This window comes from Phytobacter diazotrophicus (assembly GCF_052061655.1).
Lineage (GTDB): Bacteria > Pseudomonadota > Gammaproteobacteria > Enterobacterales > Enterobacteriaceae > Phytobacter > Phytobacter diazotrophicus.
This window is the reverse complement of sequence record NZ_CM125428.1, coordinates 4,714,267-4,730,724: the sequence shown is the minus strand read 5'-3', so window position 1 is coordinate 4,730,724 and position 16,458 is coordinate 4,714,267. Positions and strand designations below refer to the sequence as shown.

Sequence of the window (16,458 nt, the reverse complement as noted above, 5' to 3'; positions counted from 1 at the left end):
ATTATTCGCCCGCTAAACATAATTTGCGTTACAGGATGTTGGCGGGAACATGGACAAAACAGCTACATAGGGGAAAGTGTGAGGTTGATAACAATTGAATAACAACCCTCTCCCGGGCGGGAGAGGGCAGCAGGCAAAATCAGTGCGCTTTCACCGCTTTTGCACTTTTCTCTTTGAACATATAGCCGACGCCAAGGATGACCAGCCATACCGGGATCAGATATACGGAGATAGCCATACCGTCAGTCATCAGCATAATGACCAGTACGGCCGCCATAAACAGCAGGCAAATCCAGTTACCTACCGGGTACAACAGCGCCGGGAAACGCGGCGTCACGCCCTGCTGCTGTTTGGCTTTACGGAACTTCATATGCGCCAGGCTAATCATCGCCCAGTTGATGACCAGGGCAGAAACCACCAGTGCCATCAGCAGGCCAAATGCCGATTCAGGCGCCATATAGTTGATCAGTACGCACAGCGCAGTGACCACAGCGGAAACCAGAATGGTATTAACCGGAACACCACGTTTGTCGACGGTGAGCAGCGCTTTTGGCGCGTTCCCCTGCTGTGCGAGGCCGAACAGCATACGGCTGTTACAGTATACGCAACTGTTGTAAACCGACAGCGCGGCAGTCAGCACGACGATGTTCAATGCATTCGCCACGAAGGTGTCACCCAGCTCATGGAAAATCAGTACGAACGGGCTGGTATCCGCGGTAACGCGCGTCCACGGCAGCAGAGAAAGCAGGACAGCCAGTGAGCCCACATAGAAGATCAGGATGCGGTAGATAACCTGGTTGGTCGCTTTTGGAATGCTCTGCTCCGGATTGTCCGCTTCTGCAGCCGTAATCCCTACCAGCTCAAGGCCACCAAAGGAGAACATGATGATAGCCATCATCATTACCAGACCTGAGATACCGTGTGGCAAGAAACCGCCTTGCTCCCACAGGTTGCGTACTGTCGCCTGTGGGCCTGCGCTGCCGCTGAACAGTAACCAGCCGCCGAACAGGATCATCGCCACTACAGCAACCACTTTAATAATGGCGAACCAGAACTCCATCTCACCAAACACTTTAACGTTGGTGAGGTTAATGGCGTTGATAATAACGAAGAAGGCCGCTGCGGAGACCCAGGTTGGGATTTCTGGCCACCAGAACTGGATATATTTACCAACGGCGGTGAGTTCCGCCATCGCAACCAGCACATACAGTACCCAGTAGTTCCAGCCGGAGGCAAAACCCGCGAAATTACCCCAGTATTTGTACGCGAAGTGGCTGAATGAGCCTGCAACCGGCTCCTCAACGACCATCTCGCCCAACTGGCGCATAATCAGAAAAGCAATGAAACCCGCAATGGCATAACCCAGGATAATCCCTGGCCCTGCAGAATTAATGACTGACGCGCTGCCCAGAAACAGGCCAGTCCCGATAGCGCCGCCCAGCGCGATAAGCTGAATATGGCGGTTCTTAAGGCCGCGCTTAAGCTGATCGCCGTGCTGTTGACCTTCCATCATGAAACCTCGTGTGTGGTTATTATGTCTACGCTGTTGTCTGCGTGTAAGGGAGAAATTCCATTTATTGTATTTTTTTATTTACGAAATGCTGACGTGAATTTGCACTCATCCCTTTCGTGAAGCTCAGAATAGTGGTAAGCGCTGGCGTTTGCACCTGCTTTGTGAAGGGGATATGACGACTTGCATAAAAAGAAACCATTTGTAAATCGCCTCGGTTCAGGCTGTTTTTTGCTCAATAGAATATTTATGCATTTATTTGGTTTTGGTATGCAAATTTATTCACACTGAATCGGTTCAAATTTAAATGAGCGCGTTTCAATAAAGTTAAAACTGCCTCTTTGGGAGTAAACGAGTCATTTGTGCAAGGTTACATGTTTGAAACGTTATTTCTGTAACGTTGTTAAAATGTGCAGTGTTTACTGATTTCAATCAAAACCTGTATGGACATAAGGTGAATACTTTGTTACTTTAGCGTCACGAATATGAAATTGGTAAGACCAATTTACTCCGGGCGAATGGTAGAGACAGGGAACAATGGCCTACAGCAAAATCCGCCAGCCAAAACTATCCGATGTGATTGAGCAGCAACTGGAGTTTTTGATTCTTGAGGGGACCTTGCGCCCCGGTGAAAAATTGCCTCCAGAACGCGAACTGGCCAAACAGTTCGATGTTTCACGTCCTTCACTGCGTGAGGCCATCCAGCGCCTCGAAGCGAAAGGGCTTCTGCTGCGTCGCCAGGGTGGCGGTACGTTTGTTCAAAGCAGCCTCTGGCAGAGCTTCAGCGATCCGCTCGTTGAGTTGCTCTCCGACCATCCCGAATCCCAATTTGATTTGCTCGAGACGCGTCACGCACTGGAAGGCATTGCCGCTTATTACGCCGCATTACGCAGCACGGACGAAGACAAGGTACGCATTGGCGAACTGCATCAGGCGATTGAACTGGCGCAGCAGTCCGGCGACCTCGACGCGGAATCGAACGCTGTCGTGCAATATCAAATCGCTGTAACCGAAGCGGCACATAATGTTGTGCTTTTACATCTGCTTCGTTGCATGGAACCTATGTTGGCACAGAATGTTCGTGAGAATTTCGAATTGCTCTACGCGCGCCGCGAGATGCTGCCGCTGGTGAGCAAGCATCGCAGCAGTATCTTTGCAGCCATTATGGCGGGCGAACCTGAAGAAGCGCGTGAAGCCTCTCATCGCCACCTGGCTTTTATCGAAGAGATCCTGCTGGACCGCAGCCGTGAGCAGAGCCGTCGTGAACGCTCGCTCCGTCGGCTGGAACAGAGAAAGAATTAGCATTTTCTGGTGGAGTTTGTGCCGGAAGAGTTGTAACCAGAGCGCCAAAAATTTAGAGCGCGGCAACTAAACGCAGAACCTGTCTTATTGCTCTTTTAGTTGTTCAAAATAATTCGGGTTGTATCGCGGCGGCAAATGCGCGAGGCGCCAGCAGCATAGTGAACTATGTGGCTGGTGCGAGGAAGCGCAGCCAACAACGAGACAACCTGAGGTATGAAGAACAAAGAGGGCAATGGGACAGGTTCCAGATAACTCAACGTATTAGATAGATAAGGAATACCCCCCATGTCAGAACGTTTCCAAAATGACGTGGATCCGATTGAAACTCGCGACTGGCTACAGGCGATCGAATCGGTAATCCGTGAAGAAGGTGTTGAGCGTGCTCAGTATCTGATTGACCAGCTGCTTTCCGAAGCCCGCAAAGGGGGCGTGAAAGTTGCCGCTGGTACCGGAGCTAGCAACTATGTCAACACTATTGCCGTTGAAGACGAACCGGAATACCCGGGTAATCTGGAGCTGGAACGTCGTATTCGCTCGGCAATTCGCTGGAACGCTATCATGACGGTTCTGCGCGCTTCCAAGAAAGACCTCGAACTGGGCGGCCACATGGCGTCCTTCCAGTCTTCCGCAACTGTCTACGAAGTGTGCTTTAACCATTTCTTCCGTGCAGCCAACGAGAAAGACGGCGGCGATCTGGTGTACTTCCAGGGCCACATCTCTCCGGGCATCTATGCACGTGCCTTCCTGGAAGGTCGTCTGACTGAAGAGCAGATGAACAACTTCCGTCAGGAAGTTCATGGCAAAGGCCTGTCTTCTTATCCGCACCCGAAACTGATGCCGGAATTCTGGCAGTTCCCGACCGTATCCATGGGTCTGGGCCCTATCGGTGCGATCTATCAGGCAAAATTCCTGAAATATCTGGAACACCGTGGCCTGAAAGACACCTCTGAGCAGACTGTTTACGCCTTCCTGGGCGACGGTGAAATGGACGAGCCGGAATCTAAAGGCGCGATCACCATCGCTACCCGTGAGAAGCTGGACAACCTGTGCTTCATCATCAACTGTAACCTGCAGCGTCTTGATGGCCCGGTAACCGGTAACGGCAAGATCATCAACGAACTGGAAGGCATCTTCGCAGGTGCTGGCTGGAACGTGATCAAAGTGATGTGGGGCGGTCGTTGGGATGAGCTGCTGCGTAAAGATACCAGCGGTAAACTGATTCAACTGATGAACGAAACCGTTGACGGCGACTATCAGACCTTTAAATCCAAAGACGGCGCCTACGTCCGTGAGCATTTCTTCGGTAAATACCCGGAAACTGCTGCACTGGTTGCTGACTGGACTGACGAGCAGATCTGGGCCCTGAACCGTGGTGGTCACGATCCGAAGAAAGTCTACGCTGCACTGAAAAAAGCGCGTGAAACCAAAGGTAAAGCGACTGTAATCCTGGCCCACACCATCAAAGGTTACGGCATGGGCGATACCGCTGAAGGTAAAAACATCGCGCACCAGGTTAAGAAAATGAACATGGACGGCGTGCGTTATATCCGCGACCGTTTCAACGTTCCAGTAACCGATGAGCAGGTTGAAAACCTGTCTTACCTGACCTTCCCGGAAGGTTCTGAAGAGTATAAGTACCTGCACGAACGTCGTCAGGCGCTGAAAGGCTACCTGCCAGCTCGTCAGCCTAAATTCACCGAGAAGCTGGAACTGCCTGCGCTGGAAGATTTCTCCCAACTGCTGGAAGAGCAGAATAAAGAGATTTCTACTACTATCGCCTTCGTTCGTGCCCTGAACGTGATGCTCAAGAACAAGTCGATCAAAGATCGTCTGGTTCCAATCATCGCTGACGAAGCACGTACCTTCGGTATGGAAGGTCTGTTCCGTCAGATTGGTATCTACAGCCCGAACGGTCAGCAGTACACCCCGCAGGACCGTGAGCAGGTTGCTTACTACAAAGAAGACGAAAAAGGTCAGATTCTGCAGGAAGGTATTAACGAGCTGGGCGCTGGCGCATCCTGGCTGGCTGCTGCGACCTCTTACAGCACCAACAACCTGCCGATGATCCCGTTCTACATCTATTACTCCATGTTCGGGTTCCAGCGTATCGGTGACCTGTGCTGGCAGGCTGGCGACCAACAGGCGCGCGGCTTCCTGGTAGGTGGTACTTCCGGTCGTACGACCCTGAACGGCGAAGGTCTGCAGCACGAAGATGGTCACAGCCACATTCAGTCTCTGACTATCCCGAACTGTATCTCTTACGATCCGTCCTACGCGTACGAAGTGGCGGTCATCATGCATGATGGTCTGACCCGTATGTACGGTGAAGCGCAAGAGAACGTGTACTACTACATCACCACGCTGAACGAAAACTACCATATGCCGGCAATGCCAGCAGGTGCCGAGGAAGGTATCCGTAAAGGTATCTACAAACTCGAAACTCTGGAAGGTAGCAAAGGTAAAGTTCAGCTGCTGGGCTCCGGTTCTATCCTGCGTCACGTGCGTGAAGCGGCACAGATCCTGGCGAAAGACTACGGCGTTGGTTCTGACGTTTATAGCGTTACTTCCTTCACTGAACTGGCTCGTGATGGCCAGGATTGTGAGCGCTGGAACATGCTGCACCCGCTGGAAACCCCGCGCGTTCCGTACATCGCTCAGGTGATGAACGATGCGCCGGCTGTGGCATCTACTGACTATATGAAACTGTTCGCAGAGCAGGTTCGTACTTATGTACCGGCTGATGATTACCGTGTACTGGGTACCGACGGCTTCGGTCGCTCTGACAGCCGTGAAAACCTGCGTCACCACTTCGAAGTTGATGCTTCTTATGTGGTTGTAGCAGCACTGGGCGAACTGGCTAAACGTGGCGAAATCGATAAGAAAGTGGTTGCGGAAGCAATTACCAAATTCAACATCGATGCAGAAAAAGTTAACCCGCGTCTGGCGTAAGAGGTAAAGAGATAATGGCTATCGAAATCAACGTACCGGACATCGGGGCTGATGAAGTTGAAATCACCGAGATCCTGGTCAAAGTGGGCGACAAAGTTGAAGCAGACCAGTCGCTGATCACCGTAGAAGGCGACAAAGCCTCTATGGAAGTCCCGTCTCCGCAGGCTGGCGTCGTTAAAGAAATTAAAGTTTCTGTTGGCGACAAAACCGAGACCGGCAAACTGATTATGATTTTCGATTCCGCCGACGGTGCAGCAGCCGCTGCACCTGCCAAGGCAGAAGAGAAGAAAGAAGCGGCTCCGGCAGCAGCACCTGCAGCCGCGAGCGCGAAAGAAGTTCACGTACCGGATATCGGTGGTGATGAAGTTGAAGTCACTGAAATCATGGTTAAACCAGGCGACACCGTTGCCGCTGAGCAGTCTCTGATCACCGTTGAAGGCGATAAAGCCTCTATGGAAGTTCCGGCACCGTTCGCGGGCGTCGTGAAAGAGATCAAAATCAGCACCGGTGACAAAGTGTCTACCGGTTCCCTGATCATGGTCTTCGAAGTAGCGGGTGCAGCACCTGCTGCCGCGCCTGCACAGGCTGCGGCTCCGGCTCAGGCTGCGGCTCCTGCTGCTGCGGCTGGCGCGAAAGACGTTAACGTACCGGATATCGGCGGTGACGAAGTTGAAGTGACCGAAGTGATGGTGAAAGTGGGCGATAAAGTTGCCGCTGAGCAGTCACTGATCACCGTTGAAGGCGACAAGGCTTCCATGGAAGTGCCGGCGCCGTTCGCAGGTACCGTTAAAGAGATCAAAATCAGCACTGGCGACAAAGTGTCTACCGGAACGCTTATCATGGTCTTCGAAGTGGAAGGTGCTGCGCCTGCTGCGGCTCCGGCTGCTGCACCAGCCGCCGCTGCCCCGGCTCCGGCCGCTCAGGCTGCTAAACCTGCAGCTGCTCCTGCGGCGAAAGTAGAAGGCAAATCTGAGTTTGCTGAAAACGACGCTTATATTCACGCGACTCCGCTGATCCGCCGCCTGGCGCGCGAATTCGGTGTGAACCTGGCGAAAGTGAAAGGTACTGGCCGTAAAGGTCGTATCCTGCGCGAAGACGTTCAGACTTACGTGAAAGAGGCTATCAAGCGCGCAGAAGCGGCTCCTGCTGCTGCGACTGGTGGCGGTCTGCCTGGCATGCTGCCGTGGCCGAAAGTTGATTTCAGCAAGTTTGGTGAAATCGAAGAAGTGGAACTGGGTCGTATCCAGAAAATCTCTGGTGCTAACCTGAGCCGTAACTGGGTGATGATCCCGCACGTTACGCACTTCGACAAAACCGATATCACCGATCTGGAAGCGTTCCGTAAACAGCAGAACGCCGAAGCTGAGAAACGTAAACTGGACGTGAAATTCACCCCGGTTGTCTTCATCATGAAAGCCGTTGCTGCTGCGCTGGAACAGATGCCGCGCTTCAACAGCTCTCTGTCCGAAGATGCTCAGCGTCTGACCCTGAAAAAATACATCAACATCGGTGTTGCGGTTGATACCCCGAACGGTCTGGTTGTTCCGGTCTTTAAAGACGTGAACAAGAAGAGCATCACTGAGCTGTCTCGTGAGCTGACCGTGATCTCCAAGAAAGCGCGTGATGGCAAGCTGACTGCTGGCGAAATGCAGGGCGGTTGCTTCACCATCTCCAGCATCGGTGGCCTGGGCACAACCCACTTCGCCCCGATTGTTAACGCGCCGGAAGTGGCTATTCTGGGTGTCTCCAAGTCTGCGATGGAGCCGGTCTGGAACGGTAAAGAGTTCGTTCCGCGTCTGATGATGCCGATCTCTCTGTCCTTCGACCACCGCGTGATTGACGGTGCTGATGGTGCTCGCTTCATTACCATCATCAACAACATGCTGTCAGACATCCGTCGTCTGGTGATGTAATCGAAAAGCCGGCCTGACGGCCGGCTTTTTTCCTTTTAACCTCATAATGTCTGTGAGGTTATTAGCGAAACGAGAATTCGTGAGCCGTTTGTTGTTTCAAAATTGTTAACATTTTTGTAAACTGCGGGCGGATAGAACGTCCCGGTGGATAAAGGGCGACAAGTACCTGACTGCCGGAAATCAATAAGAGGTCATGATGAGTACTGAAATCAAAACTCAGGTCGTGGTACTTGGGGCAGGCCCGGCAGGTTACTCTGCTGCCTTCCGTTGCGCTGATTTAGGTCTGGAAACCGTCATCGTAGAACGTTACAACACCCTCGGCGGTGTTTGTCTGAACGTCGGTTGTATCCCTTCTAAAGCGCTGCTGCACGTAGCGAAAGTTATTGAAGAAGCTAAAGCGCTGGCGACTCACGGTATTGTATTTGGTGAGCCGCAGACTGATATCGATAAAATCCGTACCTGGAAAGAGAAAGTTATCACTCAACTGACCGGCGGCCTGGCAGGCATGGCGAAAGGTCGTAAAGTTAAAGTGGTCAACGGTCTGGGTAAATTCACCGGTGCGAACACTCTGGAAGTTGAAGGCGAAAACGGCAAAACCGTGATCAATTTCGACAACGCCATCATCGCAGCGGGTTCCCGTCCGATCGAACTGCCGTTTATTCCGCATGAAGATCCGCGCGTATGGGACTCCACCGATGCACTGGAACTGAAAACCGTTCCTAAACGCCTGCTGGTTATGGGCGGCGGTATCATCGGTCTGGAAATGGGTACCGTTTACCATGCGCTGGGTTCACAGATTGACGTGGTTGAAATGTTCGACCAGGTTATCCCGGCTGCCGATAAAGACATCGTGAAAGTCTTCACCAAACGCATCAGCCAGAAATTCAACCTGATGCTGGAAACTAAAGTGACTGCCGTTGAAGCGAAAGAAGACGGTATTTACGTTTCCATGGAAGGCAAAAAAGCGCCTGCCGAAGCGCAGCGTTATGATGCAGTGCTGGTCGCTATCGGTCGTGTACCGAACGGCAAACTGCTGGACGCAGGCCAGGCAGGTGTTGAAGTTGACGAGCGTGGCTTTATCCGCGTTGACAAACAACTGCGTACCAACGTACCGCACATCTATGCTATCGGCGATATCGTCGGTCAGCCGATGCTGGCGCACAAAGGTGTTCATGAAGGTCACGTTGCTGCCGAAGTTATCGCTGGCAAAAAACACTACTTCGATCCGAAAGTTATCCCGTCTATCGCATACACCGAGCCAGAAGTTGCATGGGTTGGTCTGACTGAGAAAGAAGCGAAAGAGAAAGGCATTAGCTACGAAACCGCCACCTTCCCGTGGGCTGCTTCTGGCCGTGCTATTGCTTCTGACTGCGCAGACGGTATGACCAAACTGATTTTCGACAAAGAGACTCACCGCGTCATCGGTGGTGCGATTGTTGGCACCAACGGCGGCGAGCTGCTGGGTGAAATCGGTCTGGCTATCGAAATGGGCTGTGACGCAGAGGACATCGCGCTGACTATCCATGCGCACCCGACGCTGCACGAGTCTGTTGGCCTGGCTGCCGAAGTGTTCGAAGGTAGCATCACCGACCTGCCGAACCCGAAAGCGAAGAAAAAATAATTTCGCTTCATACTAAGCGCCTCTTCGGAGGCGTTTTTTTTGCCTGTCTTTCGCGAATAAATTCATAATTTCTCCATTTTGGTATAAATAATGCGCGCGATCTGCCGATGTATATAGTCCACACCTTATCGATGGGAGAGGGAGTTTCATCGTCATGATCACTGGCATCAACAACAAGACGTTTCTGACCACGCTGTCGCATCTGGCTTCCTCTGTCGGGAACTCCTCACCGACAGTAAAATCCAACGGTACGGCGCTGCCCGCTGCGGCATCTGCCTCTGCGAAGGTGATTTTTGGCAGTCAGACGGCAGAAATTGCCGCCGTGTACTCCATGTCGCCAACCAAAATCAGCGATGCTGCGAAAGCATCAACGCAAGCGGATAGTGCGCTTTCGGGCCTGATGCAACTTGGGTTGAGCAGTGAAGGCGTATCCTCGCTAAGCGGGCTGGGGGGACTACTCCTCAGTAACTACGCCGATAATCAGGGCGATGTGAGTCAGGCGCTGACCAGCCTCGGGCTGGACACCAACACGAGCTTCCCAACCAAATCTGCCGTGTCGCTGAATATCACGACGCAATCGGGTTCTGTTGTACATCTGAATCTGACGCGTCAGAGTGATGGTATTGCGGTAGAGCTCACGACCGAAGGCGGCAAAGCCAGCGATGATGAAGCGGCAGAAATCGCAAAATTGGGAAATGCCTTCCAGACTGCGCTTAACGGTCTGAGCGAGAAGCCTCCGAGAATGGACGTTTCCGGCCTGACGCAGTTTGACAGCTCACTCATCAAATCCGTCGATCTGAAAACTGACCTCAGCCGTGGCGATCTGTCGCAGCAATCCCTTAACTTCCATGCTGACGATAAAGAACGCTGGATTGGTTATCAGGACAATAATTTCTCGCTGAAAATGACCAGCGATACGTCTAATCCGTCTCTGGTGGGCACTGCGGCTGAACAACAGGCGGCATTAAACGCCTGGGATAGCAAGTTTGATAAAGCGCGTCGTGATGGTCATGGCGATAGCGATCAAATGGCGATGCTTAAGACTGCGTTCCATGCGTTGAATAAGACGCAACCAAAAGAGAGCAGCAAGGCGAGCTCACCGAGCGCTATCCAGATGGGCGGTGACGGCAAGGTACAGGTCCGTGGTCTGAGTGATTTCTCCCTGTCGCTGACAGAAACGGAGAAAGCCATTAACCCGTATCGTATGGATGAGAAAGAGAGCTTCGCGTACCAGGCATCGCAATCGACACAAGAGAGTACGTCGCATGATGGTTCGCTGAGCGTTAAGCAGACGTTGCATACGCATCTGACCGCGTCCTGGTATCAGGCGCTGGATCCGGCCACGCCGCTTTCACTTAACTCGAGCAAAAATTCACAGAATTATCTGTACCATACGGTGGATAATGAAGAAACCAACGCCACCACCTTCAATTACAATGCGAAAGGCCTCCTCACCAGTATTGGTAACCATACGCAGGTGAATAATGTCGAAACGGTGCGTAAGTATGTTTTGGGCGAACTGGTAGACAAAACCATCACCCCAGAAAAGTATGAGCGCAACAACTTACTCACTATGCCAAAAGATAAGTAACGTTTCTTCTGATACGGCCCTGCGGGGCCGTATTGCGTGGTTTCTACCGTTTTTTCTCTGTCTTTAAAAGACGATTTCCTCTGCTTTATCCTGCCCTTAACGATTCAGCCAATTTTTAATGTTGCTTTTTTGTAAACAGATTAACACCCCCTGAAAATCCTGCTATCCTGCCCGTTGCGGTATTGCGGATTTACCCTACAAACTGCTGTCTCACAGGAGCGTGAAGAGAATCGCCTGCCGCATTATGACAATGAGAGCGAGGAGAACCGTCGTGCTAGTAGAATACCGTAAGCACGTAGCCGAACGTGCCGCTGAGGGAATTGCGCCAAAACCGCTAGATGCAACCCAGATGGCAGCACTTGTTGAGCTGCTGAAAAACCCGCCTGCTGGCGAAGAAGATTTCCTGTTAGACCTCCTGACCAACCGTGTCCCGCCGGGCGTTGATGAAGCTGCCTATGTAAAAGCGGGTTTCCTTGCTGCGATTACCAAAGGTGAAGCCACTTCTCCGCTGGTTACCCCGGAAAAAGCCATCGAATTGCTGGGTACCATGCAGGGTGGTTACAACATTCATCCGCTGATTGACGCGCTGGATAACGACAAACTGGCGCCCGGTGCTGCGAAAGCGCTCTCCCACACCCTGCTGATGTTCGATAATTTCTACGACGTAGAAGAAAAAGCGAAGGCGGGCAATGCATACGCGCAGCAGGTACTGAAATCCTGGGCCGATGCTGAGTGGTTCCTGAGCCGTCCGGCGCTGGCGGAAAAAATTACCGTTACCGTCTTCAAAGTGACCGGTGAAACCAACACCGATGACCTGTCTCCGGCACCGGATGCCTGGTCGCGCCCGGATATCCCGCTGCATGCACTGGCGATGCTGAAAAACGCCCGTGAAGGTATCGAGCCGGATCAGCCAGGCGCTGTTGGCCCGATCAAACAGATCGAAGCCCTGCAACAGAAAGGTTTCCCGCTGGCCTATGTCGGTGACGTTGTGGGTACCGGTTCTTCCCGTAAGTCCGCCACCAACTCCGTGCTGTGGTTTATGGGGGATGACATTCCTCATGTGCCGAACAAACGCGGCGGTGGCCTGGTGCTGGGCGGTAAAATTGCGCCGATCTTCTTCAACACGATGGAAGATGCGGGCGCACTGCCGATTGAAGTGGACGTGAATAACCTGAATATGGGCGACGTGATCGACGTTTACCCGTTCAAAGGTGAAGTACGCAACCACGACACCAACGAACTGCTGGCCACTTTCGAACTGAAAACCGACGTGCTGATCGACGAAGTGCGCGCCGGTGGCCGTATTCCGCTGATTATCGGCCGTGGTTTGACGACCAAAGCGCGTGAAGCGCTGGGGCTGCCTCACAGTGATGTCTTCCGTCAGGCGAAAGACGTGGCGGAAAGCAGCCGCGGTTATTCACTGGCACAGAAAATGGTCGGTCGTGCCTGCGGCGTTGCGGGTATCCGTCCGGGTGCTTACTGCGAGCCGAAGATGACCTCTGTTGGTTCTCAGGACACCACCGGTCCGATGACTCGTGATGAACTGAAAGACCTGGCGTGCCTGGGCTTCTCTGCCGACCTGGTGATGCAGTCCTTCTGCCACACGGCGGCCTATCCGAAGCCGGTTGACGTGACCACGCACCATACGCTGCCGGACTTCATTATGAACCGTGGCGGTGTATCGCTGCGTCCGGGCGATGGCGTTATTCACTCCTGGCTGAACCGTATGCTGCTGCCCGATACCGTAGGTACTGGTGGTGACTCCCATACCCGTTTCCCGATCGGCATCTCCTTCCCGGCAGGTTCCGGCCTGGTGGCGTTTGCTGCGGCGACCGGCGTGATGCCACTCGACATGCCGGAATCTGTTCTGGTGCGCTTTAAAGGCAAAATGCAGCCGGGCATCACCCTGCGTGACCTCGTGCATGCGATTCCGCTGTACGCCATCAAACAGGGCCTGCTGACCGTTGAGAAGAAAGGCAAGAAAAACATCTTCTCTGGCCGCATCCTGGAGATTGAAGGTCTGCCGGATCTGAAAGTTGAGCAGGCATTTGAGCTGACCGATGCCTCTGCTGAACGTTCTGCTGCGGGCTGTACCATCAAGCTGAACAAAGACCCGATCATTGAGTACCTGAACTCCAACATCGTTCTGCTCAAGTGGATGATCGCAGAAGGCTACGGCGATCGTCGTACGCTGGAACGTCGCATTCAGGGTATGGAAAAATGGCTGGCGGATCCGCAACTGCTCGAAGCTGATGCTGATGCAGAATACGCGGCCGTGATCGACATCGATCTGGCAGAAATCAAAGAGCCGATTCTGTGTGCGCCAAACGATCCGGATGACGCACGTCTGCTTTCTGATGTTCAGGGCGCGCAGATCGATGAAGTCTTCATCGGTTCCTGCATGACCAACATCGGTCACTTCCGTGCTGCCGGTAAACTGCTGGATGCCCATAAAGGCCAGTTGCCGACCCGCCTGTGGGTTGCGCCGCCGACCCGTATGGATGCCGCGCAGTTGACCGAAGAGGGCTACTACAGCGTGTTTGGTAAGAGCGGTGCGCGTATTGAGATCCCGGGTTGCTCCCTGTGTATGGGTAACCAGGCGCGCGTAGCGGACGGTGCGACGGTGGTCTCCACCTCGACCCGTAACTTCCCGAACCGTTTAGGTACCGGTGCAAATGTTTATCTGGCGTCTGCTGAACTGGCGGCGGTGGCTTCTCTGCTCGGCAAACTGCCGACGCCGGAAGAGTACCAGACCTATATTGCTCAGGTTGATAAGACGGCGGTGGATACCTACCGTTATCTGAACTTCGACCAGTTGAACCAGTATACGGACAAAGCTGACGGCGTGATTTTCCAGACAGCGGTGTAAGGGGTTCCCCTCACCCTAATCCTCTCCCCAAAGGACGAGGGGACTGTCCAGGCCATACTTTCCCTGTGGAAGAGGGGCTGGAGGTGAGGGTATCAGACTGCACCATATTCCAAAGCGGAGATCTTCTCCGCTTTTTTATTGCTTCCTTCCCGCCGTTACGCTTTTTTTCTTCCGTTGTGCTGCGATAATTACCTTATGGGCTGACTATAAGCCTGCATGAGGAAGAGATTATGGATTACGAATTTTTGCGTGATATTACCGGTGGGGTAAAGGTACGCATGTCGATGGGCCACGAAGCTGTCGGGCACTGGTTTAATGAAGAAGTGAAAGATAACCTGGCCCTGCTTGATGAAGTGGAGCAGGCGGCGCATACCGTGAAAGGCAGCGAGCGTTCCTGGCAGCGCGCCGGGCATGAATATACGCTGTGGATGGATGGCGAAGAGGTCATGGTACGTGCCAACCAACTGGAATTCTCAGGTGATGAGATGGAAGAAGGGATGAGCTATTACGACGAAGAGAGTCTGTCGATGTGCGGCGTGGAAGACTTTCTCAATGTGGTAGCGGCATACCGCGAATTCCTTAAACAGCGTTAATTTTCCCCCCTTGTTTCACCGGGGCCGGTCTTCCGCATTGCCGGGAACCGGCGCTCTGTCCTGACAAATGCGCGTAGTGAAAAACCTCAGCTGTTTTTCATATTTCCCTTTGTCGAGTTTTTACGCTGGAATGGTCTTCCGGACACCTTACGGAGACTGAGATGAAAGCGTTTATTTCCCGTTATTTTTTGCGCAGTTCAGCGCGCGCTCAGCGCCATGATGCGGAACATAACAGCAGACGAATGATGGAATCGCTGCTCGCCGTTGCCAGCCTGTACGGTGTTGATGTCGCCAACGTGGACGTGGAGTGGTTCCATGACCAAACAACACGCTGAACATCGCGCGACCCGCGAAACCTACTGGAATGAGCGATGCGCTCTGGCAAACAGACTGGAGCATCCTTGCTCCGTTGTAGATCATACTGCCGGAATGTTGCGACCGTAGTAAATCTCACGCATCTCTTTCCATAAGGCTTCTGTAATTTCTTTGCGTTCTTGCGCGGTCAGCTCTTCTGGCCTGGTATGGAACATGTAGTGCTTAAGGTCGAATTCTTTAAGCAACATCTTGGTGTGGAAAATGTTTTCCTGGTAAACATTCACATCCACCATGTCATAAAGTGACTTCATATCCTCTGACAGAAAATTCTGGATGGAATTGATCTCGTGATCGATAAAGTGCTTCATGCCGTTCACGTCACGGGTAAAGCCACGCACGCGATAATCGATCGTCACAATGTCCGATTCAAGCTGGTGAATCAGATAATTCAGCGCTTTCAGCGGCGAAATCACCCCGCAGGTTGACACTTCTATATCCGCGCGGAAAGTGCACAACCCACCTTCCGGATGGCTTTCCGGATAGGTATGCACACAGATATGGCTCTTATCGAGATGGGCGACCACGGCTTCCGGTAGCGGGCCGGGGTGCTCAGTTTTATCTATAAGCTGCGGGTCGACCGGTTCTTCGCTGACCAGAATAGTCACGCTCGCACCCTGCGGCTCATAATCCTGACGGGCGATATTAAGAATATTGGCACCAATGATATTGCAGGTTTCCGTCAGGATTTCTGTCAGACGATTGGCGTTATAGAGTTCATCGATATAAGCGATATACCCGTCACGCTCTGCTTCCGTCTTGGCATAGCAGATATCGTAAATACAAAAACTCAGGCTCTTGGTCAGGTTGTTAAAGCCATGCAGTTTGAGTTTTTTCAATTTCGTATCTCTCCTTAGGACGACTGTGAAGAGAGTGCGTCTTGCAGATATTGTGGCAGAGCAAATGCCGCCGTATGAATGGCCGGATTGTAATAACGGCACGTCAGGCCTGCATTGTGGAAACGCGCCTGAATAATTTCGCTGGAAAGGTGACGTAGCGCTTCATTATCCGTCGCCCAGGCGAAGGTCATAATGCCACCGTAATAGGTGGGAATGGCCGCCTGGTAAAAACCGACATCGGCAAAGTAATGACCGAGCTTGCGGTGACTGTCCAGCGCTTCATCCTGTTGCAGGAAGCAGACGCCATTCTGTGCCACAAAGATACCGCCGGGATTCAGGCAACGTTTGCAGCCTTCGTAAAACGCCGAGGTAAACAGACTTTCGCCGGGACCGACCGGATCGGTACAGTCGGAAATGATCACGTCAAACGTTTGTGTGGTTTGCGTTACAAAGTTTACGCCATCATCGATAACCAACTGGAAACGGGGATCATCGTAAGCGCCAGCATTGTGTTTTGGCAGGTACTGGCGGCAGAAAGAGACGACGCCGGCATCAATTTCGACCATGGTAATGGTCTCGATGTTTTTATGGCGGCTTACTTCACGCAGCATAGCGCCATCACCGCCGCCGATAATCAACACATGTTTCGCGCGGCCATGGGCAAGCAGCGGAACGTGGGTCATCATTTCATGATAGATAAATTCGTCGCGTTCGGTGGTTTGCACCACGCCATCGAGCGCCATTACGCGGCCAAAAGCGGCGTTTTCGAAAATGATGAGGTCCTGGTGCCCGGTTTTCTCGTGGTACAGCACCTTATCAACGGCAAAGTATTGCCCAAACTGATCGTGCAGCGTTTCGTGCCACAACGTGTTATCGGCCATAGGTTGCTCCTTTGTTAA

At 52.6% G+C, this 16,458-nt stretch carries 11 protein-coding genes; 8 read left to right on the top strand and 3 right to left on the bottom strand.

Annotated elements, in window-relative coordinates:
• Positions 1 to 139 precede the first annotated feature (139 nt).
• Positions 140 to 1,513, bottom strand: a complete 1,374-nt coding sequence (gene aroP / locus ACS0RQ_RS22975) for an aromatic amino acid transporter AroP (protein ID WP_271848836.1) — start codon at positions 1,511 to 1,513, stop codon at positions 140 to 142.
• 534 nt (positions 1,514 to 2,047) lie between these two features.
• On the opposite strand from aroP, the gene pdhR reads away from it, so the two are divergent.
• From pdhR to ACS0RQ_RS22935, 8 genes are all read left to right on the top strand, one after another.
• Positions 2,048 to 2,812 carry a pyruvate dehydrogenase complex transcriptional repressor PdhR gene (gene pdhR, locus ACS0RQ_RS22970; RefSeq protein ID WP_039078390.1) on the top strand — a complete coding sequence of 255 codons (765 nt, stop codon included), beginning with the start codon at positions 2,048 to 2,050 and terminating at the stop codon, positions 2,810 to 2,812.
• A 285-nt stretch (positions 2,813 to 3,097) separates the two neighbouring features.
• Complete coding sequence (aceE, locus tag ACS0RQ_RS22965) at positions 3,098 to 5,761, top strand: pyruvate dehydrogenase (acetyl-transferring), homodimeric type (protein WP_039078391.1); 2,664 nt, start codon at positions 3,098 to 3,100, stop codon at positions 5,759 to 5,761.
• A 14-nt stretch (positions 5,762 to 5,775) separates the two neighbouring features.
• Positions 5,776 to 7,674, top strand: coding sequence for a pyruvate dehydrogenase complex dihydrolipoyllysine-residue acetyltransferase (aceF, locus tag ACS0RQ_RS22960; protein WP_271848837.1), 1,899 nt, complete (start codon positions 5,776 to 5,778; stop codon positions 7,672 to 7,674).
• Positions 7,675 to 7,870: 196 nt separating this feature from the next.
• Positions 7,871 to 9,295, top strand: a complete 1,425-nt coding sequence (lpdA, locus tag ACS0RQ_RS22955) for a dihydrolipoyl dehydrogenase (RefSeq protein WP_039078471.1) — start codon at positions 7,871 to 7,873, stop codon at positions 9,293 to 9,295.
• 154 nt (positions 9,296 to 9,449) lie between these two features.
• Positions 9,450 to 10,886, top strand: coding sequence for a hypothetical protein (locus ACS0RQ_RS22950; protein WP_271848838.1), 1,437 nt, complete (start codon positions 9,450 to 9,452; stop codon positions 10,884 to 10,886).
• A 271-nt stretch (positions 10,887 to 11,157) separates the two neighbouring features.
• Entirely contained in the window at positions 11,158 to 13,755 is a 2,598-nt protein-coding gene (acnB, locus tag ACS0RQ_RS22945) for a bifunctional aconitate hydratase 2/2-methylisocitrate dehydratase (protein ID WP_107224042.1), read from the top strand.
• A 230-nt stretch (positions 13,756 to 13,985) separates the two neighbouring features.
• Entirely contained in the window at positions 13,986 to 14,348 is a 363-nt protein-coding gene (gene yacL / locus ACS0RQ_RS22940; protein ID WP_039078394.1) for a protein YacL, read from the top strand.
• 161 nt (positions 14,349 to 14,509) lie between these two features.
• Complete coding sequence (locus ACS0RQ_RS22935) at positions 14,510 to 14,683, top strand: hypothetical protein (protein ID WP_165159226.1); 174 nt, start codon at positions 14,510 to 14,512, stop codon at positions 14,681 to 14,683.
• Positions 14,684 to 14,764: 81 nt separating this feature from the next.
• Here ACS0RQ_RS22935 and speD read toward each other — a convergent pair whose 3' ends face one another.
• Both speD and speE read right to left on the bottom strand, forming a co-directional pair.
• The gene (speD, locus tag ACS0RQ_RS22930; RefSeq protein ID WP_039078395.1) at positions 14,765 to 15,559 is read right to left on the bottom strand and encodes an adenosylmethionine decarboxylase; all 795 of its coding nucleotides are present in this window, start codon (positions 15,557 to 15,559) and stop codon (positions 14,765 to 14,767) included.
• A gap of 14 nt (positions 15,560 to 15,573) precedes the next feature.
• Complete coding sequence (speE, locus tag ACS0RQ_RS22925; RefSeq protein WP_039078396.1) at positions 15,574 to 16,440, bottom strand: polyamine aminopropyltransferase; 867 nt, start codon at positions 16,438 to 16,440, stop codon at positions 15,574 to 15,576.
• Positions 16,441 to 16,458: the final 18 nt, after the last annotated feature.

Coding starts and splice junctions, on each gene's coding strand:
- aroP (WP_271848836.1), bottom strand. CDS start 1,513: ATGATGGAAGGTCAACAGCACGGCGATCAGCTTAAGCGCGGCCTTAAG.
- pdhR (WP_039078390.1), top strand. CDS start 2,048: ATGGCCTACAGCAAAATCCGCCAGCCAAAACTATCCGATGTGATTGAG.
- aceE (WP_039078391.1), top strand. CDS start 3,098: ATGTCAGAACGTTTCCAAAATGACGTGGATCCGATTGAAACTCGCGAC.
- aceF (WP_271848837.1), top strand. CDS start 5,776: ATGGCTATCGAAATCAACGTACCGGACATCGGGGCTGATGAAGTTGAA.
- lpdA (WP_039078471.1), top strand. CDS start 7,871: ATGAGTACTGAAATCAAAACTCAGGTCGTGGTACTTGGGGCAGGCCCG.
- ACS0RQ_RS22950 (WP_271848838.1), top strand. CDS start 9,450: ATGATCACTGGCATCAACAACAAGACGTTTCTGACCACGCTGTCGCAT.
- yacL (WP_039078394.1), top strand. CDS start 13,986: ATGGATTACGAATTTTTGCGTGATATTACCGGTGGGGTAAAGGTACGC.
- ACS0RQ_RS22935 (WP_165159226.1), top strand. CDS start 14,510: ATGAAAGCGTTTATTTCCCGTTATTTTTTGCGCAGTTCAGCGCGCGCT.
- speE (WP_039078396.1), bottom strand. CDS start 16,440: ATGGCCGATAACACGTTGTGGCACGAAACGCTGCACGATCAGTTTGGG.